We start from the raw sequence: 26194 nt of genomic DNA, 5'->3' as shown, positions 1-26194 counted from the left end.
AAACCCATCATTAGCTACCATCATTCGGTAAACTAGAAAAAATTGATATTGCAGCCACCATCAAACGGGACTGACAAGACAAAATATCCATTGGCACATCCATTACGGGCAAAAGGAGTTGCGATGAACCGTCACAATCAAACAATTTTAACCTTGGCGTACAGAAGCGGTGTTTTGCTCTCAACCCTCCTACTGTTACTGGGTGTCGCCAGTCGCCCCGCTTTTTCACAGTCTCCTGAACCCACGCCAGACACAGAAATTGTCGCCCCGGAAGAAGAACTAGAGCGCCTGCGACGGGAGCGAGAAATTCAACAGGGGGTAGAAGCCGAGGCGAAGCGCATTTTTAGCCGCACGATGATGCTGTTTAACCTGTTGTTGGGGGTTTTAGCTTTATTGTTGGCGGCGGGTTTGGGGGCGTTGTGGGTGCTGCGGCGTTCCGTTATCCATGAAGTCACCGGAATTGTCGAAACTCACCTCAATGAATTGGGAGATTTGGAAAATCGCATTTCTAGCGCAAATCGCCAAATTCAAAGCGTTCTCCGAGAAACTGATACCTATTCTAGCGATCTTCATCATCAGTCTGAAGAATTTCAACAAGAACTGGAGCTAGAACGCCGAAAAATTGATGAAATTCGCTCTCAATTATCTCATTCTCAACAACAAACCCTCGCAGAATTAGAACATCAAATCAAGCAAGCGATCCAAGAACGAAAACAGCTTGAAAGTAAATTTTCGACCCAACTGAGTGAACTTCAGCAGCAAGCCCGACTCCAACAAAATCAGATCTTACAACAGTTAGAACTCTCAAGTCAAGACGTTGTTTCTACGTTTTCACAACTGCAAAGTGAAGCGAAAAGCCGTAAAGATGAAACCGTTGAGAACTTGAGAACCTCAGAAACTGAATTTTCAACCCAGTTATCCGAACTGAAGCAAAAAGCCCAAAAACACCGAGATTTAGTCATTCAAAATATTGATCAGTTGGGCATGGAATTGTCGGATAAACTCTCAAGTTATGAAACCGAAGTTCAAACCCGAAAAGACGGAGCAATTAGAAACTTTCAACAAGCTGAAACTGAATTTTTAACCCAGTTATCAGAACTGCAAACCTCAGCAAAAAGCCAACAAGATGCAATCCTGCAAAACCTACGTCAGTTAGAGTCAGGGTTTGAACCGCAACTCTCAGAGATTCGCAGTAAAGCCGAACAAAAAGCCCAAAAACGTTCTGAAGAAATGATTGCCAATTTTGAGAAATACGGCGGAGAATTAGAAGCTCAACTCTCAGAAGCCCAAGCGAAAATTCAAGAACGAGTCAGAGAAAAATATCAAACCCTCAAACAGCTTGAAGCCGAATTTATCGAACAGGTTTCACAAGCCCAGTCAGGAGTCCAAACTCAACAAGAACAACAGTTACAAAACTTGCAAAAGTTAGCGGTTGAATTTGTCGAACAGTTATCCCAATCAAAATCAGGAATCGAAACCGAAAAACAACAACAACTCCAGAATTTACAACAGTCTACTTCAGAGTTTATCGAACAGTTATCACAAGCCCAGTCAGCAACACAAACCCAAAAAGAACAGCTTTTACAACAGTTAGAAAGTTCAGGAAACGAAATCGAAAGTCAGCTTACCGCCTTCAAGTCTGATATTCGTACCCGTCGAGATGCAACTTTCCAAAAATTAGATCGCTTTGAAAGCACTCTTGCTCAACAGGTAGAAGAAATTAAAGCCGACGCTCAAACCGAAAAAGACAAAATTCTCCAACAACTCGCCCAATTACAAACTAATACTCGCACAGAACAAGAACAAATTCTCAAACAATTATCTCAACTTCAAGCCAACGCAGAAGCCGAGAAAAATAAAATTCTCAAGCAGTTGGCTGAGATTTCTCCCGCATCCATTGCAGAAGGTGCTGTTGCGGAAATGTTGGAACGAATTAAAGCTCTTTCTGAACAGCTTGAACGTCTCAAATCCAATAAACCTGAGTTATTCTTGAGTGCAGAAGACTTTGTAAATCAAGGATCAAAGTTCATTGCTGAGGGACGGTTTGAAGAAGCTTTTGTCGCCTTGAATAAAGCCGTTGAAATTCAACCCAATCACCACACCGCTTGGTTAAATCGGGGTATGACATTGCGAAGAATGAAGCGTCATCAAGAGGCGATTGGTTCCTATGAGCGAGCGTTAAATATTAAACCCGATTACTATCAAGCTTGGGTAGATCGAGGGGTTGCTTTGGGGATTTTACAGCGACATCAAGAAGCTTTTGAATCCTTTGATCGGGCATTAGAAATTAAACCCGATGATCCGGTTGCTTGGTTAAACCGAGGGATGGCTTTACAGGTTTTAGAACAGTATGAAGAAGCAGCAATTTCCTTTGAAAAAGCCACTGAACTTGATCCCAATTCTGCGAAAGCGTGGAACTATAAAGGTTATACATTGATGAAGTTACAGCGAGATTTAGATGCTCTAGAAAGCTTGAATAAAGCGATGAAACTGCAACCGAAATATGCTGATGTTTATTATAATGCGGCGACTTGTTATGCACTCCAAGGAAAGCTAGATTTAGCAATGGAACATCTAGAACAGGCGATAGCACTTAATCCCCGTTATCAAGAAGACGCGAAAACAGATCGCAATTTAGAACGGGTTTTTAAGCGGTTAAATTATCGCAATTCAGACAATAATCGCAATTCAGATAATAATAACGTTAATATGACGGCTCGGAGAATTGAATAAATGTAGGGGCGGGTTCATTACAGTTTACAGTTTACAGTGAACAGCGCAAACTTGCGGCCCGGCGGTTTCCGCCGAGAGCAAAGTTTGTAAGAGAGTGAACAGTGAACAGTGAAGAGGTTACAAGCGATTGCTGAAAACACTGAGAATTGATAACTGTAAAAACAGGCGAACCCGGAGGGTCTTGGTGGTTTCCATCAAGGAGCGCTTGCCTTGCGCGGGTTCCCCGCGTTATAGGAAGTTCGTGCATAGAGCAACTGCCGTTCGCGAAGCGTCTCCGAAGGAGATACCCGAAGGGTAACTGCATAACTGATAACTGTAAACTGTAATGAACCCGCCCCTACAAAATCAGGGTTTTGGGGGTAAGCAATATTCTTTTTACCTCAATGTCGGCAGAATGCTCCCGCTATAACCGAGGCGGATTTATCGAGGCGGAGCCGAGTACCGCCAATGGTTTAGCGGTGAGATGAATGCCGACCATCTAACAATTGAGCGGTAGCGAATCCTTATAATTATACCCATGTTTGTGCTGGGTAAAATATGATATTATTCTACCATGTTAGTAATCGAAGCCAAGCTCAAAGGAACTCAATCGCAGTACAGTAAATTGGATGAAGCAATCCGCACAGGACAATTCATCCGTAACACCTGTTTGCGTTATTGGGAAGATAACAAGGGGGTCGCTCGTAACGATCTCCAAAAGCTTTGCTCGGTACTAGCTAAGAACAAGGAAACCCCTTGGACAAAGAAGCTAAACTCTCAAGCTAGGCAGGCTCACGCTGATAGGGCGTGGTCTGCCATTCAGCGTTTTTATGAGAACTGTAGATTGGGTAAACCCGGAAAGAAGGGCTATCCAAAGTACAAAAAGTTTGGTCGTTCCGTTGAGTACAAAAACAGTGGTTGGAAGCTATCTGCTGATAGAAGACAGATAACTTTCACTGACGGTTTTAAAGTTGGAACGATGGATTTATGGAGTTCTAGAGATTTGATCTGGTACTCAGAAAAGCAGATTTCTAGAGTTCGAGTCATAAGACGTGCTGACGGCTACCATGCTCAGTTCTTAGTGAGTTGGGATAGACGAGAGGAGCATGAGTTTCAAGGAAAAATGACGGGAATTGACTTAGGCCTTAAAGAGTTCTATACCGATTCCGATGGAAATACTATAGAAAACCCTCGCTATTTGCGGAAGTCCGAACGAAGACTAAAGATGCTTCAACGTCGGGCTTCTAAAAAGCATATCAAGGGGAAGAAACAGTCCAATAGATACCATAAGGCTCGTATTGCTTTAGCTAAACAACATCTCAAGGTAAGTAGACAGCGTGAAGACAAAGCTCGTAAAGATGCTTTGGCGCTAGTTAAGTCTAACGATTTAATCGTCTACGAAGACTTGAAGATACAAAACATGGTAAAAAATCACCACTTAGCTAAATCGATAAGCGATGCTAGTTGGTATCAGTTCGCGCGATGGCTTCAGTATTTTGCCAAGGTTCATGGTGTTATAGTTATTGCTGTGCCGCCTCACAATACAACGGTTGATTGCTCGTATTGTGGGACGCAGGTGAAGAAAACGCTTAGTACCAGGACTCACAAATGCAGTAGTTGTGGAACGATTTTAGACCGTGACCACAACGCCGCGAAAAACATCTTGGCAAAGGGATTTAAGTTATTAGCCGAATATTTAAACAGTACCGTAGGGCATAGGTCATCTGGAGCCAAAAGCTGGAAAGCGCAGGGAGAAACTGACCTCTGGCTCAAGAACGGAGACGCTCTTGCTCTAAGTCGGCTCGATGAACTGCGAACCAAGAACTCTTGGGAATCCCCCGCTATATTGCGTAGCAATTAGCGGCGGGAGGATGTCAATTTCTTTACTTCGTTGTCATCGTTTGAATTCCATCCCAATCTTCAGGCGGTTTATTTTCCAGATATTCACGCGATCGCATCATATAAATCTGTACAACATGATCTGTTTTCCGAATATCTTGCGCCGTTTCAAAATGTTGGATGGCTTGTTTAAAATCACGTCCCAGGTAAGCTTCTCTACCCCGATGATAATGCTCTAAAAAATGTTCGGTTTCAGAATTGAGTTGAGAGGAACGTGCATCAATCAACTCATAAATATTAACTGCTTGATTCTTCCCTTTTACCCGAACTTTATCTAACTCTCGTACCCAAATTTTATCACTACAGAGCTGATAAGTCATCTCACTTAAGATAATATCACAACCGTAAGTTTTAGTCAATTGTTCCAAACGAGAACTCAAATTCACCCCATCGCCAATCACCGTATAATCCATGCGTTTTTGTGAACCAATATTTCCCGAAACCACCTCACCGGAACTCATCCCAATTCCGATTTTAATTTGCGGTTCATCGGGGCGAGAACGATTAAAATCTTTCAAGCGCCGACGCATATCCAAAGCCGATTTTACCGCCATCCAAGCATGATTTTGTCGCAAAGGAAGCGGCGCCCCAAAGACTGCCATCAACGCATCTCCAATAAACTTATCGAGAGTTCCTTCATGGGAAAAAACCGCCTCAACCATCGTTTCAAAATATTGATTGAGTAACGCCACCACATCCGACGCATCGAGATTTTCAGTTATCGTTGTATAGCCGCGAATATCCGAAAATAAAATCGTTACTTCCTTGCGTTCACCCTTCATTAACCCATCTTCACCCAACGCCATCACCCGTTCCGCAACACCGGGCGTCATATAACGATACATGGTGGTTTTCATGCGTTTTTCGCGGCTAATATCTTCAAGAACAACCAACCCCCCACGCACACCGCCTTCAGGGTTTGTCAGAGGATTAACCGTTAAATTAATTCCTCTTTCTATCGGTTGCATTTGATCGACATCAACACTGAGAATATTTTGGCGTTCTCCCCAGATTAAATAAACCTCTGAATTATGATGTTCAGGAACCACTAAAACCAGAATTTCATCATCATTTTGCCAGCCATTTTCTTGACGTTTAACTAAACCAACCGTTAACGTTTGTTCAGGAACAAAATGACGGGAACCATGTTGCAGACTACTTTCTAACCAAAGCTTTAAATTTTCAATCGGAACAATCTCCCAAACCAATCGACCCTTAAGTTTATACTCCCAAAACTCTCTAATGTCTCGATTTTCTGCTTTACGTCTCGGACAGCCTAAGAGTTCCAAAGCTGCATCATTAATCGTGACAATTCTTCCCTGCATATCCGTCGAAATCACCACATCAGAAAGACTTTGAAGAATATCCTTCTGATATTGCTTTTCGATCATCACATTTTCAAACAATTGAGCATTTTGTAATGCAATACCTGCTTGGGCGTTAAAGGCTCGTAAAAACTCCTCATCGGAGTTAATAAAACTCCCTTTATGTTTATTAATCAGTTGCGTAACCCCAATCAATTCTCCCGAAGAATTGTAAACAGGCATACAAAGAATATTGCGAGTTCGATAACCCGTTCTTTGGTCAACAGACGGATCAAAACGAGGGTCAGTATAAGCATCGGTAATATTCAGAACTTGACCCGTTGAAGCCACAAAACCCACAATTCCGCGATTGGCTGGAATGCGGAGTTCTACCATCGTTCTTCCATCCGCTTTCGCCACTTTTGTCCACAGTTCATTCTTCTCTTTATTATATAAAAATATGGTACTGCGATCCGCGTGCATCAACCGCCGCGCCTGTTCCATCACCGAGAGTAAAGTATCTTGTAAATCCAAACTTTGACCCAAAGTATTAGTGGCTTCTAATAAAGCCGCTACACCCCGTTGATTTCGAGCGGCAATATAACAAGATTGACAACTTTCTAAAATAATCCCTATCGAATCAGCCAAAGAGCGAAATTCTTGTTCATCTTCTTGATTAAATGATCCTTCTGATTTATTCAGTAAACGGACAACTGCAACAATTTCCTCGGAATTTTGAGAGCTAAAAATCGGCATACAGAGAATATTTTTTACCGAATAATTAGGAGGTTGATCAACCTCAGCATCAAAAATAGAACAAGTCTGAATATCGGCAACATTTACAGTTTCGCCCGTATTAGCAACATGACCAATAATCCCCGCAGCCATTGGAAGGCGAATTTCTTGGGTTTCGCCCGTTTCGTCTTGAACCGTTTTGTACCACAGTTGATTTTTGCTACGATTAATCAAAAAAATCGTGGTGCGATCCGCTTGGATAATTTGACCTATTTTGAGAGTGAACGCATCAAGTAATTGTTCGAGGAGGGTTTCGAGAGCTTCATTATTGATCAGATCAATAGCTCGAAGAAATTGTTGAAACTCTGCGGTGATAAAATCCAGTATACATATGAACTCCCCAATTGGCATATTCTTGACGCGATCTGCCAACAAACCCATGCGATCGACTTGAGTCAGTGTAGCGAGAATGCTACCAGCATTAGAAAGGGTCATGGGAGAGATGTTTGTTCAACGAAGATGGCAAATCAGAGATCAGCTTTTGGGGAAGCAGAAACCCGTTAACAGAAAACAGACAACAGGAAACAGGAAACTGTTTAGAAGTAAGTTTTGAGGAAATGTTCACGCTTAAATCGATATTTACCTGATCCATTTAACCCTCAAATAAGTAACAGGTACCTGATAACTGTTAACTGACAACGGGCTACTGTTCACAACTGCCATTTTCTCTGTCTTCAGTCTAAGCGTCCAGACCAAACTAAGCAACTGATGGCAGAACATGACGACTTAGAACCGCTTGATAGTAGCGCCGCAACTGATGAGTCGCCGCAGGCCATCCCCAACGTTCCGCTTCTAGACGAGCATTTTGACGCAGGGTTTCTCGTTCTAGCTGGTGAGAGAGTAACCGTTGAGTCGCAGAAATAGCCCCATTCTCATCCGCCGGATCGAACAGATAACCATTAACCCCATCCGTAACGATATCAGGAATACCACCAGAACGGGCTGCAACCACAGGAGTTCCTGCCGCCATCGCTTCGAGTAAAACTAAACCCAAAGTTTCAGTCCGAGACGGGAAAATAAACGCATCCGCACAAGCATAAGCATCCGCGAGTTCCTGTCCCCGCAAATACCCCACAAAATGAGTCGGAGTTTCGGCAAAATGTTGTTCTAAGGCTAGACGGTTCGGGCCATCCCCCACCAACGCTAGACGCGCATTCGGAATCGCTTCTAAAATGGGTTTGATGCGGTCAATTTCCTTTTCCGCCCCCAAACGTCCGACATACAGCAAGAGCGTACAGTCTGGATGTCCTTGACTCAAGCGATCGCGCATTTCCGGCGTGGCTTGATCCGGTTGAAACAGTTCCGTATCCACGCCCCGTTGCCAGAGATCAACCCGTTCAATCCCATGAGATTGTAACTCTTTGACCATCGCCGTTGAAGTACAGAGGTTCAAATCTGCCTGGTTGTGCGCCGAACGTAATAACCCCCAAAGCACCTCTTCCAACATCCCCAAATTATAGTGATGCAAGTATTGAGGCAAATGAGTATGGTAGGACGCAATCAGAGGCAGATTAAACTTTTTAGCATAATATAGCCCCCCCAATCCCAAGACGGCCGGATTGGCGACATGAATCAGATCCGGTTGAAACTCCTCGAGTTTGGCGCCAACACCCGGATGAGGAATAGCGATTTTCAACTCCGGATACATCGGTAAAGGAAATCCTTCCACCCCGTAAATTTGACAGCCCATGTACTCTTTGAGTCCGCCTTCTGGAGAGAAAATCAGAACTTGGTCGCCAAAGCGATGCAACTGTTCAACCGTGTGACGCAGCCGCGTGACAATACCATCGATTTTCGGTAAAAAAGTCTCAGTAAAAAGAGCGATTCGCATAGAAAGTAGCTTCTGAGTTGAGAATCTATAATCTTAGCCCTATCATCATCTCAGAATTTGGAACCGGATTAACAGTTATCAGTGACCCGTTATCAGTTGTAGGGGTGGCTTCATGAATTAGCCCTACAGTCACTTGCTTTTTCCTCTGATTTGCGGCGATCGCCCGACTGAAAAACCCGGCTTCTCGAAAAAACCGGGTCTTTTGGGTGTAGTTCCCAATGATTGACATTCAGTTAAACTTAGTTGGCGATCGCTCCTTCGGAAAATTCACTCAAGTTAAACAAGAACGGCACACTGCTGTTAGAATCTCCATTGAGAATCAGAACTTTAGGCATTTGAGATCCCCCCTGTCTCCAAGCTTCAATCGCTTCTTTTTGCAGAACTAACTGACCCCCTTGATTTTTTAAAGTGTCCGCTAACAGGCGTTGGGCTTCGGCTCGACCCTTGGCACGGTTAATATCCGCTTGGGCTTGTTGTTCAGCCTCTCGCGCTACATAAACCGCCCGTCGCGCTCGTTGTTCCGCAATTTGTTTTTCTTCAACCGCTCTGGCAAACTCCGGCGAAAACGCTAGATCCACCACACTGGTATCTAACACCACAATCCCATACTTATCCAATCGGCTATTGAGCGCCTCATCAAAGTCAGCCTTGAGATCATCGCGTTTGGTGATCGCTTCTTCAATGGTTCGTTTCGCTGCCGCAATTTTAAACGATTCTTGCGTTTGCGGGGCGATCACTTTAGACACCACATTTTGCAGTGTTCCCTGTTCTCGCCGAATTCTCACAACCTGTATCGGATCGAGACGGAAGTTAATTGCAAAACTCGCCGAAAGTTGTTGTAAATCTTTTGTTGAACTCTGGGCCGGGACTTCAAACTTTTGTACCGTGACATCATAGATATCAACCGCCGAAACTAAAGGCGGTTTAAAATGAAGACCCTCCAAGAGAGTGCCATCTCTGGCTTTCCCCAAAATACTCAACACTCCCGCCTGACCCGGATTGATAATCACAAAGGAATTGAGTCCGATTAGAAGAGCCGCTGCCAGAACAATCCCTAAAACAATGGCTGGTATCCCCTGCTGGGGCGCTGCACTTTTCAACGTTAAAACTCCTTTTTCAAACAACGGTTTATCCAGCTTGCGATACGCTCAAACAAACCTTTCACAAACCTATTAAGTGTAACTGACGCTACGACTAGATCTTATAGCTTTCCGTTCTGGGGGGATAGGGTTGCGGGAGAAACCCCCCAAAAAAAACCCTCTTTCCCTCAAATTTCGCGATTTTTTTTGCCTACCCTATTGACTTTTTGGGTGGCTCTGGGATATTATTATCGTATAATTGGATGGTTGTCGAAAAAATATTTTTTTCAATAATCGATTATAAAACTTACTATTACCAATATACCAGGAGTTGCCCCCGACTGTCAACTCCCCCTCACCGGAACCGGTGAGAGAGTGGGACTTGTTGCCTCGGAAGTTAACGTTGACAAAACTTACGTTGTCGGGTGAATTCTGGATCTTGCCAATCGTAGGAATAATGACTAATCGCCTTAATTTGAGGGGTTGCGGCGTAAATATCCTGCATCTGAGTTTCCAACGACGGACGATTATTAATCACTTTTCCCCAATCCCCCGCTAACGCCGGAATAATCTGCACCCCTGACGGCGCTTGACTGACAACAGTTTGCACTTGAGACACAATACAGCTAGTATTCCCACACACACCGTAGGACATCGGATGCCATTCTATCGTCGGTGAGAATTGATCCCAAGGTTGCAAACGGGAATCAAACCCCTGTTCACGGATGCGACGGTTTCCTTCTGGGAAAAATACCGCCCCCGCAGATAAGCCTCGCTGTTGTACCGCTTGACTAGCAAATCCCAAAAACTCTAAAATTCCTTGTTGAGCATGAGCCACACTCAGCCGCCATAACTGTTGTTGAAGGCTGTTTCCCATTGAAGCTAAGGAAGCTAAGGGCGTGAGGGCTTTTTCATCTTGCCAAAGTGGAGTAGGTTTAACTTCAGGAGTTGTAGGTTGAGTTTCACCAGTTGTAGGTTGAGTTTCACCAGTTGTAGGTTTAACTTCCGAATTGGCAGGTTTAACTTCAGGATATAAAGCATTAACTTGTTTAATATCCGTTTCCGTTAGATAACCTTGACGCAAAAATCGCCGCATCAACTCTTTTCCCTTGTCATTATTGGCGCGTTGGAGAAACGCCTGTTGAGAAGCATCTCCATAGATCCACAAATCCTTCACCTTAGCCGCCACAGAAGCCCCCCCTAAGCCTTTCGGATAACGAACATAGTCAAATAACACCCCTTTAGGACGACGGGCGAGAATCGCATTTAACAGCGTTTGATAATCTTGACGGGCTTGAGGGTTGTACGGATCAACAAATCCCTGATTCGTATAACTTTCACCATAATCATTGCTGTCACTTCCCCCAGCAATTGCGGTGACTGTCGTTTGACCCTCTCCATTGCGGGCTAAAACCGCTTCTCGCTCGGGTCGTAATGTGTAAGTATAACCATAATTCAACAAGAACATCCAAGCATAAACCTCTAAGCCCCTTCGACGTCCTTTTTCAACCGTTTCAGCCAATAAATCAACCGTTTCAGTTCCAGGCGATCGCAACACAGACGGCCAAGGTGTGTTATTATCTGAAGCGGGAAGTAACACTTGACCATCGTAGAACACTTCTAGATAAACTTTGTTGTAGCCTCGATTCACCATATCATCTAGAATTTTCTCAATCGCTCCGGGTTTAGCATCACAGGGATACAACCTCAGCCAAATGGCTTGCTCTTTTAGCCAGCTTTGACGACGACATTGAAAAACGGCTTGAGCGTTTTGAGTTAAGGTATCCTCATACTGTTTTTGGGCTTCGGGACTAGCAGCAGCGGCAAGACGTAAACTGTCTTTGAGGGTAATTTGTTCGGGTGAAAGCTGACAATAGGGCAGAACTTGAGCAGAAGTTGATTTGCTGTTAACCAGTGGAACCAGTAGCAAACTGAGAAAAAGATTCACGACTCGACGAGTCTTTCGGGAGAGGGTTTGGTTTGGAACGACTGTTAACCAATTACGAATCAATTTTAACGACAAATTAGACATCGGGTTTAATACAACGCGCGACTATCGCCACTTCAGAAAATTATTCAAGTTAATCAAGCTATTTCAGCATTGTTCAACTTCCCCAGATCTCTAACTGCATATTGCCATCAAAACGGTTTGCTGACCACTTGATTTTGAGCGATAAATTTTTAACAGTATTCTCCCCGCCTACAGCCAGACGGGGAGATGCACAAACATAGGAGTTATACCATCAAGCGCCACGTTTGACGGCGACTTCCACCTGATCAAATTCCTGTTCTAGACGCTGTTTCAATTTCTCGGGTACAGGACGGTTGGGGTAAGAGCTATAATGTCCAGCTAAAGCGTCTAATGCGGTTCGCATGGTTGTAAATGAGCGTAATTTCGCGATCGCTGGATCACGACGATAGCGAGATGCAAACCCATTAATTAGTTGACGGGCTTCGGCTTGGGCGGGTGCTTTCTCGGGGGAGTCTTCCGGTAACTCAATAGCGGTTCGCAAGCTACTCACGACGGCTAAGGTATCCTGTTGATAGTTCCCGGTTAAACCATCTGGAGAACCACTACAGCCGAATAAACAAAGCGCAACGGTTAAAACTAAAGCCAGTAGGCGTGAGAAATAATTTTTCATGTTTATAGGTTCAGAGTGGGCTGTTGTCAGTTGTCAAAATTATCTAACATCCTACCTCTTTTACTGTCATCATTGACACTCCCCACCCATGAATGCGGGGGATTCTTGGTTCACAGTCCAATCGTAACCCCACAGGATTGCTCCAATGGACCTAGAGGATCGCGCCTCCCCAAGCTTATAAGATCCCGTATGCCCTACGGTACTTAGTCCATAGCTGCAAGATGTTGATATAGCAGAAATCAGGAGACACCGAGACAGGAGACAGAATTGAAACCTTTATCATAAAAGGATTTGACAGAAAAACAGTGTCCTAATCAACTCTTTCTCTGCTATAGCTGCATTAACATCTCTATCTTCCGTGGAAATCCCCAGTCTGAAAGTCTCAACTTTGCAAACTGGGGAAGTAGAAAGTTATTCGATTTTTTGTCTTAACCAAATTACTGTTATTCTGCGGGCAGTGAAATCACGCTATCAATAACATGAATCACACCATTGCTGCCCACAATATCAGTCTTGACCACCTTAGCATCGTTGATTTTGACTTCTTTGGTGTCAGGATCAACAGAAATCTCTAGAGCTTGGCCTTCAACGGTTTCAACGGGGCCTGCTTGAATTTCAGTAGATAACACCTTAGCGGGAACAACATGATACTTGAGAACCTGAATCAATTTATCTTTGTTTTCAGGCTTCAGTAGGTCTTCAACCGTTCCTTCTGGTAACGCGGCAAAAGCTTCGTCGGTGGGTGCAAATACAGTGTAGGGGCCAGGGCTAGATAAAACCTCAGCTAAGTCCGCCGCTTTGATCGCAGAAACCAATGTGCTGAAGGTACTATCTCCACTGGCGATATCAACAATGGTTTCTCCCGAGGCTTCAGTTGCCGTCGGAGTTGCCGTCGTATCAGTGCTGTCGGTTGCAACCGCTCCAGTCGCCGGAGTCTCTTGAGGAGTTGCAGCAGTAGTGTCTGTAGAAGTTGTGGTTTCTGTGGGTTCGCTGGCTTGTTCAGTCGCGGGTTCAGAGGTTGTGTTCGTCGCCGTCGGTTGGTTGCAAGCAGAAACTATTGCCGCACTTCCTAACGCAGCAAACAGAAGTAAAAAACGTTTGGTCATCTGAGTCATCTTGTTCATAGTTGTTTACACCACGCAGATAAAAGTAACGAATCTTTATCGAACTTAACTTAGCGGATCTTAACACAGCCTTAACCTTCGTCAAGCCGTTTCAGAGTGCAGTTAACCGCACCTACAAACCCTATGCTCTTCACTTCGGAAAACCTGCAAAATTTTAGAGATCAATTTGCCCATACATTTAACTAAAAGAGGGTTCACAATTGCCCCAATGCTCCCCAAACAATCCCCGAAATCGTTCCCCAAACCCCTCCGACTCCGGCAGAAACCACCATTGCACCCAAAAACAGAGGTAGGGCTTCTCCTGATGTATTACTAAACACCTCGGGAAACAGGGCTGCACTGATCGCCCCTAATAAAGCCCCGGCGATCACCCCTAAAAAGTTCCCCCAAATTCCGCCGACAATTGCTCCCTTTGCACCGACCCTTTTCATCGAGAGCGGTAAGGGAGGCACACCGCCAATACTCCCAAAGGTTGCCCCCGAGAGAATTCCCCCTAAGGCTCCTAACCCCCCTGCTACTGTCGCCATCAAAAACATTTGCGACATCAACTTCAGAGTCAGAGTTACACTCATCTGCAACTGCCATTCTCCCCACAACACCGCCCCCATCGCCAAAACTGCCCCCGTGAGCGATCCTAATAATGCACCCCAAACACTCCCTGACAGCGCCCCAACCCAGCCTCTCACCCCGCCTGGAGTGGGCAGAGATAAAGGCGGTTTAAACACAGACCAAATGGCTCCCCAAATTAATCCTAAAAACGCTCCCCAGAGTAAGGTTTGACCGACAACCATCTCTCCGGTTAAAGCCCCAAACAAAATTCCCGAAATCGCTGCTGCAATCATCGCCCCGCAAAAACTGCCGACAATAAAGGCTTTCCAGCGATTTAAACCTCTTGGGGGTGGCAAAAACATACTAATTGAAACCCCAAAAAATGCCCCCCAAATGGTTCCGACAAACATTCCGCCGAGAATGCCTCCGGTTCCTCGAAAAAACCCAAAGACAATCGCCATAATTGCCGAAGAACAAGCGATACCCCAAATTCCCCCGATGATTGCCCCTTGCATCAAGTTCAAAATCAAAGATTGAATTTGCGGTGATAATCCTCTAGATCTTGTCTGTTGGCGGGGACGATAGCTTGAAGCTGGGGCGCTTACGGCTTGTCGAACCGTTGCCGGAGGTTGAATTGGGCTAGGAGTGGGCATCACGCGCCCCGGTGAACGTCGTTTGCGCTTCGGTTTGAGGGGTTTGAGGTGGAGTCCCTGTTGAACATCTTCGCGAGAGGGGAAGGGATCGCGTCCGCCTAGTTTTGAGGTGCGTTCACACCAAGGACAAGAGCTTAAGTGACGATCATAGCGGTGTTGACTGTATTTATTGCAGGTCACGAGATTTTCTTCGGCTTCGATCAACGCTAGCAACCAAGTTCTCGCATCGGGACGAACTTTTGGGTTGGTGTGTCCTTCTTGAAAACAACGCAAAAACAAGTCTTGTAGTTTGGGATGGAGTATTTCAAAGGAAGGGGCTAAAGGCATGGGTTTGTAGGGAACCCGGCTATTTCCATATACAAAATGACCGGCTTTAATTCGCGCTTCAATGGCGGGCGGATCGCCACTGCTTTGATAAACGCCGGAAAAGGGGTGGGTTCCTTCCATTAACAGTTGAAAGATTAACACGGCTATTCCAAAGCGATCCTGTTCGGGGGTGCGATCGCGATCGCGAAAGGTTTGACCCTGTAACTCGGGGGGGGTAAATTCGGCTTTTCCGACGGGACAGCGATACACTAACTGAGTCTGTCGATCGCGAACTTGAAAGGAGTCTGTATCGACTAAGGTGACTAAAGCGGTATCGGAGACTAATATATTGGACTCGTTGACATCTCCGATCACATAACCACTGGCGTGTAAGTCGGTGACAGAAGCGACTAAGTTACGGGCGGTACGATGCAGGTAGAGGTAGTTAAACAGGGGTTTACGTTCCCGGCGAGTTTTGGGAGTATAAAAGCTGTGGATGGGAAGCGATCGCGTTACACTGGGCATCAAGAACCCGACGATTTTCCGGTTATTGTCGGGGGTACAGAGGAGATCGACAGGCCATGCGATCGCGGTGACTCCCGGCATTACCGTTAAGGTCTGAGGCGGATTATTATACATAACGGTGAGTTTGTCGGCGTCTTCCTCTGTGGGTTTATGGTAGACTTTCGCAACGAGAGAGGAATCTTCGACAACTGGAAATATACGACCTTCACCACCACTGGCGATCAGGTTGCTGGTGTCTAGGGTGATTTTCTGTCCGGTGAACTGGCGTTGCAGCCGCATATCGCAGGGATGGGGAGTTTAACGGGGTTGATGATTATCATATAGCCATTCTTTCTCAAGGATAACGTTTTTGGGGATTGCGATCGCGTAGTCTCTGTATCACTCTCAAGGGGTTTTTCGCTTGGGGCGGGAACGTTATGATCACTCAAAATTTTGTAGGTTTGGTTAAGTGTGACTCCCAACCCAACAAAAGCTGATTTTTGCATTATTATATTATCCCATTTTTTTCGGGTGAGCATTTAACGATTGAACAGTTGAACCCTATTTAGGAGATGGTTTTGCTCTTATTGGCGATTTTAATCGCTCCCAGGGAGATAAAATCGATCTGCTCGGTTTAGCTGCTAACAACGACTACATCTTTAACCAGACTCTTGAAGGTACGGAAATATTTTTGGGTGAAGATCTGATCGGAGTTGTTGTCAATGCGACGATCAATCCTGCTACTGATGTCAACTTTGTCAGCCAGCTATCATTTTTGATTTAGCTATCTCAGCTTAATGCCTGCACGGCGCAGCTCACGATTCCCTCAACAACCTTGGCTTTGCTACTTCTATCCCCTTGCAGGGAATTTTTTATGGGCAAACTATCAAATGCCAGCTCCAATTATCCTAGAGTCTCTAAACGTTTAGCCTCAGATAACAAACAAGGATTCTCCTCTGATTTGTATATACAAATTAAAATGAATATATAACTAAATGTTCAGACTTACTTAAAAACATAGCTCGGGTTAACTTTACCAAAAATTTAAAAAAATATTCTCAATCTTTACAAAAGTAGGTTGACTTTTTTTTCGGAGTCTTCATCTTTAATTAACGGCATATAAATCACGATTTGTCAATCCTAAAAGTTAACACATTTTTAGGAATGATCAGAGATAAAACATGGGTCTCTAGTCCGACATAACCAATCTTGGAGATTCTACCATCCCCCAATATAGTATTGCGAAACTGATTCGAGTTTGAATTATAAAAGTTTGGCTTAATAGTAAATTTGCATTTACAATAAATATTTAGTCGAGTATTAAATAAAAGCTGACAATGGTATCATTCACTCCTAGCAAAAATCTGATCTGCATTGACGCTAAAGTTGAAGGCTACGAACATCTTTGTCAGGGGGTTCTACTAGGGTCTGAGGTCATTATCCTGGATGCAAATCAGGATGGGGTTGAACAAATTACGGAACTTTTATGCGATCGCATTCGTCGCAGCACAGCACCCCGCATTCAAACTCTGCACATCGTTAGTCACGGTTCGCCGGGATGTTTGTATTTGGGGAATACTCAACTGAGTATCAATACATTAGATCGCTATGCGGATCAACTCCAGCAGTGGAGGGGTGCATTAACAAGTGATGCTGAGATTTTACTCTATGGTTGTGACGTTGCTCAACAGGAAACTCAAAAACCGCATCCGTATTTTAATGTCACAGATCAATCAGCATTTACGCACTCATTGATTTCACCCTTTATTCAAAAAATACAACATCTCACCGGAGCGAAGATAGCCGCTTCATCGACCAAAATTGGAAGTAAAAAGTTAGGCGGAAATTGGCAACTTGATATTCAAACCGATCAGATTCTATCGCCTCTAGCCTTTACAGAATCAGTTCGAGAAAGTTATGCTGGAGTTTTCGCAACTTTTACCGTTATAAATGCTAATGATGCGGGTGCGGGTTCCTTACGAGAAGCAATAGATTTAGCCAATGCGAACCCTGATGCTGATATTATTCAGTTTGACCAGACAGTATTTAATACACCGCAAACCATTCAACTGGCTAGTCAATTAAATCTTGACGAGATTAATGGAAACAATCTCACGCTCAATGGCCCCGGAGCGAATAATTTAATCATTCAGGGGATAGGTAATGGTTTTGTTTTCCGAGTTAATACCCGTCAGCCAGAAACCGTTGTCAGAATCTCTGGTTTAACCATTCAAAATGCTGGCACCGGAATTCAATATGGGAGTGGACAGGGTAAATTAGAGATTGATAGCAGCACAATAGCCAATAATAACATTGGAATTGTCAGTCGCAGTCAACTTGAACTAACCAATAGTACCGTTCAAAATAACGTTACTCGGGGTATTTCTCTGTCGGGTAGCAACAGTCTTATTCAAGGTAATACTTTTATTACCACAGATCCAGCTCAACAACAAAGAAACGGCATTTATGTTTTTACTCAAAATAATAGCACTGAGCCAACAAGCAATGTTCAAATCATTGAGAATTTTATAGGAACCGATGCCGATGGTACACCTGGCCTCGGTCATCGCGATCAAGGGATTGAAATTGCCAGAGCGATAGGAACTCAAGTTATTCGGAATGTTGTTTCTGGGAATGGAATTGAAGGTATTCTCGTTTCTGAAGGTTCAAATGATACCGTAATTCGAGAAAATAGCATTGGAGTTGCACCCGATGGTACAACAGGATTACCCAATAATGGTGATGGGATTTTAATTCAAAATACAACGGGAACCATTATTGGGGGAGTTAATCCCGATGATCGCAACATTATCTCTGGTAATAATGGCAATGGAATTTTACTTGAGACCCAGGTAGATGCTCCAATTCAGACCAGTAATACCCAGATTTTAGGAAACTATATTGGGGTTGATCAAAGTGGAAACACGGCAGTTCCTAACACCGAACAAGGGATTCAAATTGATGCTTCTACGCTCAATATTATTGGCGGTGTTAATCCCGGTGAAGGGAATACGATTTCTGGAAATGGTGCAGATGGCGTATTAATTGTAAATGCGGCTAACGACAACACAATTCTAGGGAATTTAATCGGTGTTAATGCTGCGGGTGATGCGGCAGTTCCGAATGCAGATCATGGGATTCGGATCGAGGCTTCAACGAATAATGATATTGGATTAGATAGAGTCGAAAATCCTGAGATTCCAGGAATAAACCGCAACGTTATTTCGGGGAATGGAATTAATGGTGTCTTAATTGCCAATAGTTCCAACGAAACTAAAGTTCTGGGTAACTTGATCGGAACGAATGGGGCTGGAAATGTTGCCATTCCTAACGGGGAACAGACGGATGATCCGGCGGTAATTAATGGCGGAATTGGGGTAGAAATTCGCAATTCTAGCAACAATATTATTGGTCGAAATACTCCCGGAGAACAGAATACAATCTCAGGTAATCTTGTTGATGGAATCAGGATTACGGGGACTCCTGAAGTTGATTCAACTGGAAATATAATCCAAAGTAATTTAATCGGTTTGGATGCAACCGGAGTCGCAGCAATTCCCAATCAAACTAATGGGATTTTGATTAGTAGTGCAACAGTTAATATTATCGGGGGAAGTGAGATAGGTCAGGGAAATACGATTTCTGGAAATACAATTAACGGTTTAGTTTTAAGCACTGCCAATAGCAACCAAATTTTAGGGAATTTCATCGGAACAAACAGTGCAGGGAATGATGCCGTTGCTAACAGTAATAATGGTTTAGAACTTGATAACGCTGTTGGCAATAGTGTGATTGGAAATCTCATCTCGGGTAACAGTGTTAATGGGGTTTCAATTGTTAATAATTCTAGTGGCAACCCTATTCAAGGAAATCGCATCGGGGTTGCTGCGGATGGTACGACTGGACTGGCAAATGCTAACAGTGGAATTCTCGTCGATAATGCGACTAATAATATTATTGGCGGACTAGAAGCCGGACTGGGTAATACTATTGCTTTCAATACAGGAGATGGCATTACTGTCATTAATGACGCATCCGTTGGAAATGCTATTTCTGGTAACAGTATTTACTCGAATGGTGCAGCAGAAGATAATACAGCAATTGGGATTGATTTAGCTAACGATGGCGTAACTGTTAATGATGCGTTAGATGCCGATTTAGGCCCCAACGCCCTGCAAAATTATCCCGAATTAGTGTTAGCGGAACCTGTTGAGAATAATACCGTTGTTGCAGGTCGGTTTAACAGTTTACCCAATACCACTTATCGCTTAGAATTCTTTAGTAATGTTGCAGTTGATCCATCGGTAAATGGTCAAGGTCAAAGCTTTATCGGTACAACTGAAGTCACAACAGATCCTGAAGGAAATGCAATCTTCACAGCAACTTTACCCGCAACAGGTAATTTATCGGGTCAATTTATTACCGCAACAGCAACAGACCCAACTAACAACACCTCGGAATTTTCTAACGCGGTAGATGTCAGTTTACCTGAAATTACCATAGCAGCAAATCTCGCCCAAAATGAAGGGAATGATGGCACCGTTGACTACACTTATACTGTGAGTTTGAGTCAACCCAGTACCCAGAATATTGTTGTTAACTACACCACCAATGATGGCACCGCAACCGTCGCCGATAATGACTATGTTGATAATGATGGCATTTTAACATTTACGGCTGATCCCTTTGTTGAAACGCCTCCCAGTCTACCGATAACGGTTCAAGTTAATGGTGATATAACCTTTGAAGGAGATGAGGTTTTTAACGTTAGTTTAGATAGTGCGAGTTTAGGTAATATTGTGACGCCTTCAGTCACAGGAACCATTACCAATGATGACCTCCCTCCTAGCATTTCAATTAGCAATATTACGGTTAATGAAGGAGATGATCAAGCCACTGTCACGGTAACAGCTTCTAAAATTAGCGGTTTTGCAGCGAGTTTTGATTATGCAACTAGCAATAGTACCGCAGCAGCAGGTTTAGACTACACCGCAACAAGCGGAAATTTAACCATTCCCGTCGGACAAACGACTGTTAGTTTTAATGTTCCTTTACTGGATGATGATTTAGAAGAACCCGATAAAACGTTTAGCATTAATCTCACAAATCCGGTGGGAATTGATGTTGAAAGTAGTATTCTAACTGCAACGGTAAATATTCTCGATGATGACTTGTCTCCTGTCCTCAGTTTAGATGGGGATAATATTAACTTTACCGAAGGCGGAGATGCCATTGCGATCGCGAATAATATTACCATTACCGATGCAGATAGCACAACTTTAAGCACTGCCAGTATTAGCTTAAAAAATCCTCTGAACCCAGAAAGCGAAACCCTTTCTATTGTTGGTTCATTACCTGCGAATATTACCGCCAGCGAATATAATCTCCTTTCCGGACAATTAACCCTAACCGGAGTTGCCAGTTTAGCCGACTATCAAACCGCATTCTCCCAAATTGTTTATAACAACACTTCTGCTACTCCTAACACCAAACCCCGCGAAATTGAGATTACGGTTAGTGATGGGATTAACGCCAGTAACACCGTTTTTTCAACCGTTAACCTCACCGCAGTTAATACGCCGCCAGTCCCCAATAACGACACCATAATCACCCGCATTGATACCCCGATTACCTTTAATATTACCAATAACGATTTTGACCCCGATGGTATCATTGATCCGAGTAGCGTTGAACTGGATTTAACGGGTTTAAATAATCAAGGAAATGCCACAGTAGACGAACAAGGTAATCTCACCTTTACTCCGGCAACTGGGTTTACCGGAAGCGTTAATATTCCCTACACTATCCTAGATAACGGCGGAGAATCGGCAACTGCACAAATTTCAATTACGGTTAATACTTCCACCAATCAACCGCCTGTTACCCAAAATTTAATCACAGAAATTATTGCGAATACGGCGACTCAAGTTGCGATTCCTGCGTTAACGGCAACGGATTTTGATGGGACAATTACTGCTTTTCAAATTACCCGTTTACCTGACAACGGTCAACTGCAACTTAACGGTGAAACGGTCACTGCCAATCAAACGATTTCTCTCGAAGATGCCGGAAATCTTACCTTTATTCCCAAACTCGGTTTTGTCGGATTAGCAGAATTTGAATACACTACTGTTGATAACGATAACGCCTCGGATTTAACTCCAGCAATTGTTGTAATTCCGGTTAATAGTACAAATCAAGTTCCCGTCGCAGCCGATAGCATTGCCAGTCCTAACCCGGGTAATAACACAGCCGTTTTGATTCCTGAACTCACCGCAACCGACGCCGATGGCAGCATCACAGGGTTTCGGATTACTAAGTTTCCCACAAATAGTACCCTGTTGTTAAACGGTCAACCGTTAACGACTCCAGAAATTGCGGTGGCAGACGCAGCAAACCTCAGCTACATTGGCGGGGGCAACTTTACCGGAGATAGCTTCCAATATACCGCTATTGACGCTCAAAACACGGAAGACCCCACACCTGCAACCGTTACCCTCCCGGCGTTAACAACGGATAACCTACTCCCCGTTACGGTCGATAAAATTGGGCCAATTATTCCCAACGCACCCACACCCGTCACTTTACCGAGTTTGCAGGGAATCGACGCCGACGGAAGTATCGCCAGCTTTACGATTACAGAATTACCCGTTGGGGGTCAACTGTTATTGGGTGGGACAGCAGTGGCGATTAATCAAGTCATTCCCGCAGACCAAGCCGACCAACTCGCCTTTACTCCCAACCCTGAATTTAGCGGTTTGACGCAATTTAGTTATGTGGCGACGGATAACCAAGGCGGTATTGATCAGACACCCGCAATTTACAATCTGTTGGTAAATGTCACAAATATACCGCCTCTACCCAGCAACCAAGGGACGCCGCTCCTGAAAAATGTTTCCACTCAAGTTCCGCTTCCACCTTTAGCAAGCATTAATAATGAAAATGCTGCCAGTTTTACCTTAGTTGAACTTCCCCTCGGCGGACAAGTTTTCCTCAATGGCGAACCTGTTACTCTCAATCAAGTCATTCCCGTTGACCAAGCCGGACAACTCACTTTTACGTCCAATCTCGATTTTAGTGGTTCAACCGTTCTTAAGTTTACAGCGACAGATACGGCGGGAATTACGTCTAGCCAAGTCGGAGAACTATCACTGTTTATTCTTCCGAACCTGTTACCGACTGTTGAACCGTTAGAACTTCCCGGTATCGTCCCGACTTCTGTTCCTGTTGGACTTCCCTCGCTGGTCGGAACGGATGAAGATGGTACGATTGTTAGCTTCACTCTCAATAATATTCCCGCTCCTGCTGAGGGTCAATTATTCATCGGTGAGACTCCTGTTTTTAACCTCGCTCAAGTGAGTGAAATTACACCCGCAGAAGCGGCGAATTTACAGTTTGAAGCCAACGATAATTTTGTCGGAGATATTACTCTTAACTATGTCGCTACTGACAACGATGGTCAAAGTTCTCAACCCGCTTCGATTGACATCAGTGTATTGGTTGGAACGCCAAGTATAGACTTTGATATTCCTCAGTCTGAACCCATCGCTGATGAATTAATTGTTCCTGAAATTCCGAATAATGGCACCGCAATTCCTATTCCCCCATTAACGGCGAATGACCTGAATGGAGAAATTGTTAGTTTCTCGATTCTTGAGTTACCTTTAGAAGCGCAAGGTCAGTTATTCTTCAATGGCGTTGTTGTCACCCGTTTGAGTCAAGTTACAGAAATAACAATTGCTCAGGCTTCTCAACTGACGTTTGTTCCGACTGCAACGTTTTCGGGTCAAATTCAACTGCGTTATACCGCAACCAATAGCTTCGGTTTAACTTCGAGTTCAAGCCGTATTATTTTACAAGTTCCTACGATTTCATCTGAGATTTTAACACTACCCACTGATCTCCCGTTAGAGGTTTTAGGCTTTACTGCAACACTCGCCGGATTTTCTCAATCCTACAGTTTCATCAGCGAATCTATTGCTTTGAATACGGTTGAAGTTTCGATAGAAGGAACTGAATTTAATGACATTTTGATTGGCGTTGAAGTCAGTGAACAAATTGTGGGTTTAGAGGGGGATGATGAAATTACTGCCTTTGGCGGAAATGATAATATTTTCGGGAATCGGGGCAATGATATTATTGATGCAGGTGATGGAAATGATGTCGTTGATGGCGGTACCGGAGAGAATTTTCTCGTCGGTGGTGTGGGGAATGATACGCTAATTGGGGGGTCAGATAATGATACTTTAGTTGGCGGTTCAGATGATGCTGAATTAGCCGATACAGATGGTCAAGACCTTTTAGATGGCGGTGACGGAAATGATACTTTATTTGGAAATGAAGGTGAAGATACGCTGATTGGCGGTGATGGAAATGACCTGATCTTTAGTGGGAAAGACAATGACCTCGCCAGTGGAGAAGATGGGAATGATACGATCTTTGGAGATGTTGGAGATGACAGTATTGTTGGCGGTGAAGGGAATGATTTATTACTCGGAAATCAAGGCAATGATACCATCAGTGGCGGTGAAGGAAATGACTTTATTGCCGGGGGTCAGGGTGATGATTTACTGTTTGGTGATCAAGGAAATGACCAAGTTTATGGGGATTTAGGTGCCGATACGGTTTATGGAAATCAAGGAAATGATAGCCTCTACGGGGGCGAAGATAATGACAGTTTAATTGGCGGTGAAGGGGATGATTTCTTGTCCGGTGATGGGGGAGATGATATTCTCTCTGGTGGCGAAGGAGCGGATATTTTTGCACTCCTATTAAACTCGGGTTCCGATGTGATTGTAGACTTCGCAGACAGTCAAGATTTACTCGGTTTAACGGCTGGTTTGAGTTTCGAGGAACTGACGATTGAACAGAGTGAAACGGCTACATTAATTCGCTTTGAGGGTCAACTTTTAGTTACACTTAACCGAGTTAATTCAACTTTAATTACCTCAGACGATTTTATCACAATCTAAGCTGGACTTCATCTCAATTATTTAAAAACCCGGTTTCTCAAAAACCCGGTTTCTCAAAGAAACCGGGTTTTTTTGCCTCCAGATTTCAACGAGAATCATCGCTTAATTGAATTCATATAGCAGAAATCAGGAGACACCCTTCGGGTTCGGCAGTTGCTCCTCGACGGAAACCGCCAAGTCCGCACTGCCTCACCGAGACTGGAGACAGAATTGAAACCTTTATCATAAAAGGATTTGACAGAAAAACAGTGTCCTAATCAACTCTTTCTCTGCTATATATAGCGATCATTTCTGATTGCTATAACTGATATAGCAGAAATCAGGTGAAAAATAGCTTTTTGTTAATAAAAATTCCCCCCATCTCCCCACCTCCCTACCTCCCTACCTCCCCACAAATCAAGTTTTAGGGGGAAAATGAAACGGCCCTGCTTTTGGTAAGGGCTTCAATAACGATAATCCAAACAACAAACGCAGTCCCAATTTTTCAAACCAAGGTAATCCTAAACCCCATCGCATTTTCTGCATGAAATAAATCTCCAATGCAGCTTTAAACAAAGGAATCAACCGCCCCTGTACTGCATAGGAATATCGGCGTTTTCCCGTTTCAGGATCAGGAAGAATAGGGGCGGCAATATATGCAATTCCTGTGTTGCCAAACTCAGCCAAACACAACACTTCTAAGGTAGGAGTTTTTAAAGGGGGTTTAACTGCACCCAATTCCACTGCAATATTATGGGCAACTGCGGCTCCCATAACCTCCGCCATTTGTCCACTTTTTGGCAGTCCAATCGCAATCGGAGTGGTTTCCGGTTGTTCTAAATCCACACTTAAACCCACCGCATAAATTTGAGGAAATTTAGGATGTTGATAGCTGTTTTTAACGGGAATAAATCCTTTTTTATTCGTGAGTTCAGGTGTTTCCCTCAAAAATTTTGCCCCCAGGAAAGACGGTAAAATCATTGCATATTTAAACGGGATCTGTTGACCTGTTGCTAAATTAATTGTATCAGGATTTATTTCTGAAATACTGGTGTTATTTAGGGTTTGAATTTCTCGTTTTTTGAGCAAGCTACCCGTTAATTCTCTGGCATTTTTCATCCCAGCAATTCCCATATGACCTACATAGGGTTCCGGTGAAACGTAGGTGATGCTCACTTGATCTCTGATTCCCCGACGACGCAATACCCAGTCCGCCATCAACACAAATTCATAAGCTGGCCCAAAACATCCCGCCCCGGACATCGCTCCCACCACCAAAGGCCCCGGATTCTCTAAAAACTTGAACCAAGCTTCTCTGGCTGCTATGGTATGATCAGGAGTACAAACCGACTGCGTGTAACCCCCATCGGGCCCTAAGCCGGGAATTTCATCAAAGGCTAAGGATGCTCCTGTGGCGATCACTAAGTAGTCATACTCCATCACTTGCTTTCCTACGGTTAACTGCTGGCGATGGGGATCAATGCTTGTCACAGCACCCGGTATCCAGTTTATGCCTTGTCTGCGGGTTAATTGCCCCAGATCTAATTGAATCTGATCGAGGGAGGCTAAACCAAACGCCACCCGAATTAACCCCGGAATAAACGTGAATTTCGGCCGCTCAGAGATTAAGGTTACGCTATGTTCAGTGGGCAGATCATGCCGGAGTTCGTAGGCTGTTGGCAGTCCCCCTAGCCCCGCTCCCACAATAACAACATTCGCCATCTGAGATGCGGCAAGGGGACTCCCGTTATACCCGACAGGGTTAGCGGGAGAGGAATTGCCGCCCAAAGAAAACTGAGCGGAGCGAGAATCATTGTTAAAAGGAGTAGGAGAATCCGTCATGTT

The 26194-nt window shown here is 44.1% G+C and carries 12 protein-coding genes; 3 read left to right on the top strand and 9 right to left on the bottom strand.

The window, feature by feature from the left end; translation table 11 throughout:
* The first annotated feature begins 90 nt into the window (after positions 1-90).
* Both VB836_RS08825 and VB836_RS08820 read left to right on the top strand, forming a co-directional pair.
* Complete coding sequence (locus VB836_RS08825; RefSeq protein ID WP_323219004.1) at positions 91-2733, top strand: tetratricopeptide repeat protein; 2643 nt, start codon at positions 91-93, stop codon at positions 2731-2733.
* Between the two features lie 553 nt (positions 2734-3286).
* Positions 3287-4573: an RNA-guided endonuclease InsQ/TnpB family protein gene (locus VB836_RS08820; protein WP_323219003.1), complete on the top strand. Its 1287-nt coding sequence runs from the start codon at positions 3287-3289 to the stop codon at positions 4571-4573.
* A gap of 22 nt (positions 4574-4595) precedes the next feature.
* On the opposite strand, the gene VB836_RS08815 is transcribed toward VB836_RS08820, so the two are convergent.
* The 8 genes from VB836_RS08815 to VB836_RS08780 form a co-directional block, all read right to left on the bottom strand.
* Positions 4596-7145 carry a GAF domain-containing protein gene (locus VB836_RS08815; protein WP_323219002.1) on the bottom strand — a complete coding sequence of 850 codons (2550 nt, stop codon included), beginning with the start codon at positions 7143-7145 and terminating at the stop codon, positions 4596-4598.
* Between the two features lie 262 nt (positions 7146-7407).
* The gene (locus VB836_RS08810; RefSeq protein WP_323219001.1) at positions 7408-8541 is read right to left on the bottom strand and encodes a glycosyltransferase family 4 protein; all 1134 of its coding nucleotides are present in this window, start codon (positions 8539-8541) and stop codon (positions 7408-7410) included.
* 239 nt (positions 8542-8780) lie between these two features.
* Positions 8781-9641: a prohibitin family protein gene (locus VB836_RS08805; RefSeq protein WP_046276899.1), complete on the bottom strand. Its 861-nt coding sequence runs from the start codon at positions 9639-9641 to the stop codon at positions 8781-8783.
* Positions 9642-10017: 376 nt separating this feature from the next.
* Positions 10018-11652, bottom strand: coding sequence for a glycoside hydrolase family 10 protein (locus VB836_RS08800; protein ID WP_323218999.1), 1635 nt, complete (start codon positions 11650-11652; stop codon positions 10018-10020).
* A 211-nt stretch (positions 11653-11863) separates the two neighbouring features.
* Positions 11864-12262, bottom strand: coding sequence for a photosystem II protein Psb27 (psb27, locus tag VB836_RS08795; protein ID WP_046278543.1), 399 nt, complete (start codon positions 12260-12262; stop codon positions 11864-11866).
* A 443-nt stretch (positions 12263-12705) separates the two neighbouring features.
* Positions 12706-13368: a fasciclin domain-containing protein gene (locus VB836_RS08790; RefSeq protein WP_323218998.1), complete on the bottom strand. Its 663-nt coding sequence runs from the start codon at positions 13366-13368 to the stop codon at positions 12706-12708.
* 212 nt (positions 13369-13580) lie between these two features.
* Positions 13581-15698, bottom strand: coding sequence for a DNA-binding protein (locus VB836_RS08785; protein ID WP_323218996.1), 2118 nt, complete (start codon positions 15696-15698; stop codon positions 13581-13583).
* Positions 15656-15904: a hypothetical protein gene (locus VB836_RS08780; protein WP_323218995.1), complete on the bottom strand. Its 249-nt coding sequence runs from the start codon at positions 15902-15904 to the stop codon at positions 15656-15658. The genes VB836_RS08785 and VB836_RS08780 overlap by 43 nt, the downstream gene beginning before the upstream one ends.
* Positions 15905-16735: 831 nt before the next feature.
* Between VB836_RS08780 and VB836_RS08775 the strand changes: the two genes are divergently transcribed.
* Positions 16736-24370 carry a DUF4347 domain-containing protein gene (locus VB836_RS08775; RefSeq protein WP_323218994.1) on the top strand — a complete coding sequence of 2545 codons (7635 nt, stop codon included), beginning with the start codon at positions 16736-16738 and terminating at the stop codon, positions 24368-24370.
* A gap of 396 nt (positions 24371-24766) precedes the next feature.
* Here the strand turns inward: VB836_RS08775 and VB836_RS08770 are convergent.
* Positions 24767-26194 (bottom strand): NAD(P)/FAD-dependent oxidoreductase (locus tag VB836_RS08770; RefSeq protein ID WP_323218993.1); only part of this gene is annotated, 1428 nt, incomplete at its 5' end.

Source organism: Limnoraphis robusta BA-68 BA1 (assembly GCF_034932365.1).
In the GTDB taxonomy this organism is placed as follows: domain Bacteria; phylum Cyanobacteriota; class Cyanobacteriia; order Cyanobacteriales; family Microcoleaceae; genus Capilliphycus; species Capilliphycus robustus.
The sequence above is the reverse complement of the archived record's forward strand: the minus strand, read 5'-3'. Positions and strand labels throughout refer to the sequence as shown.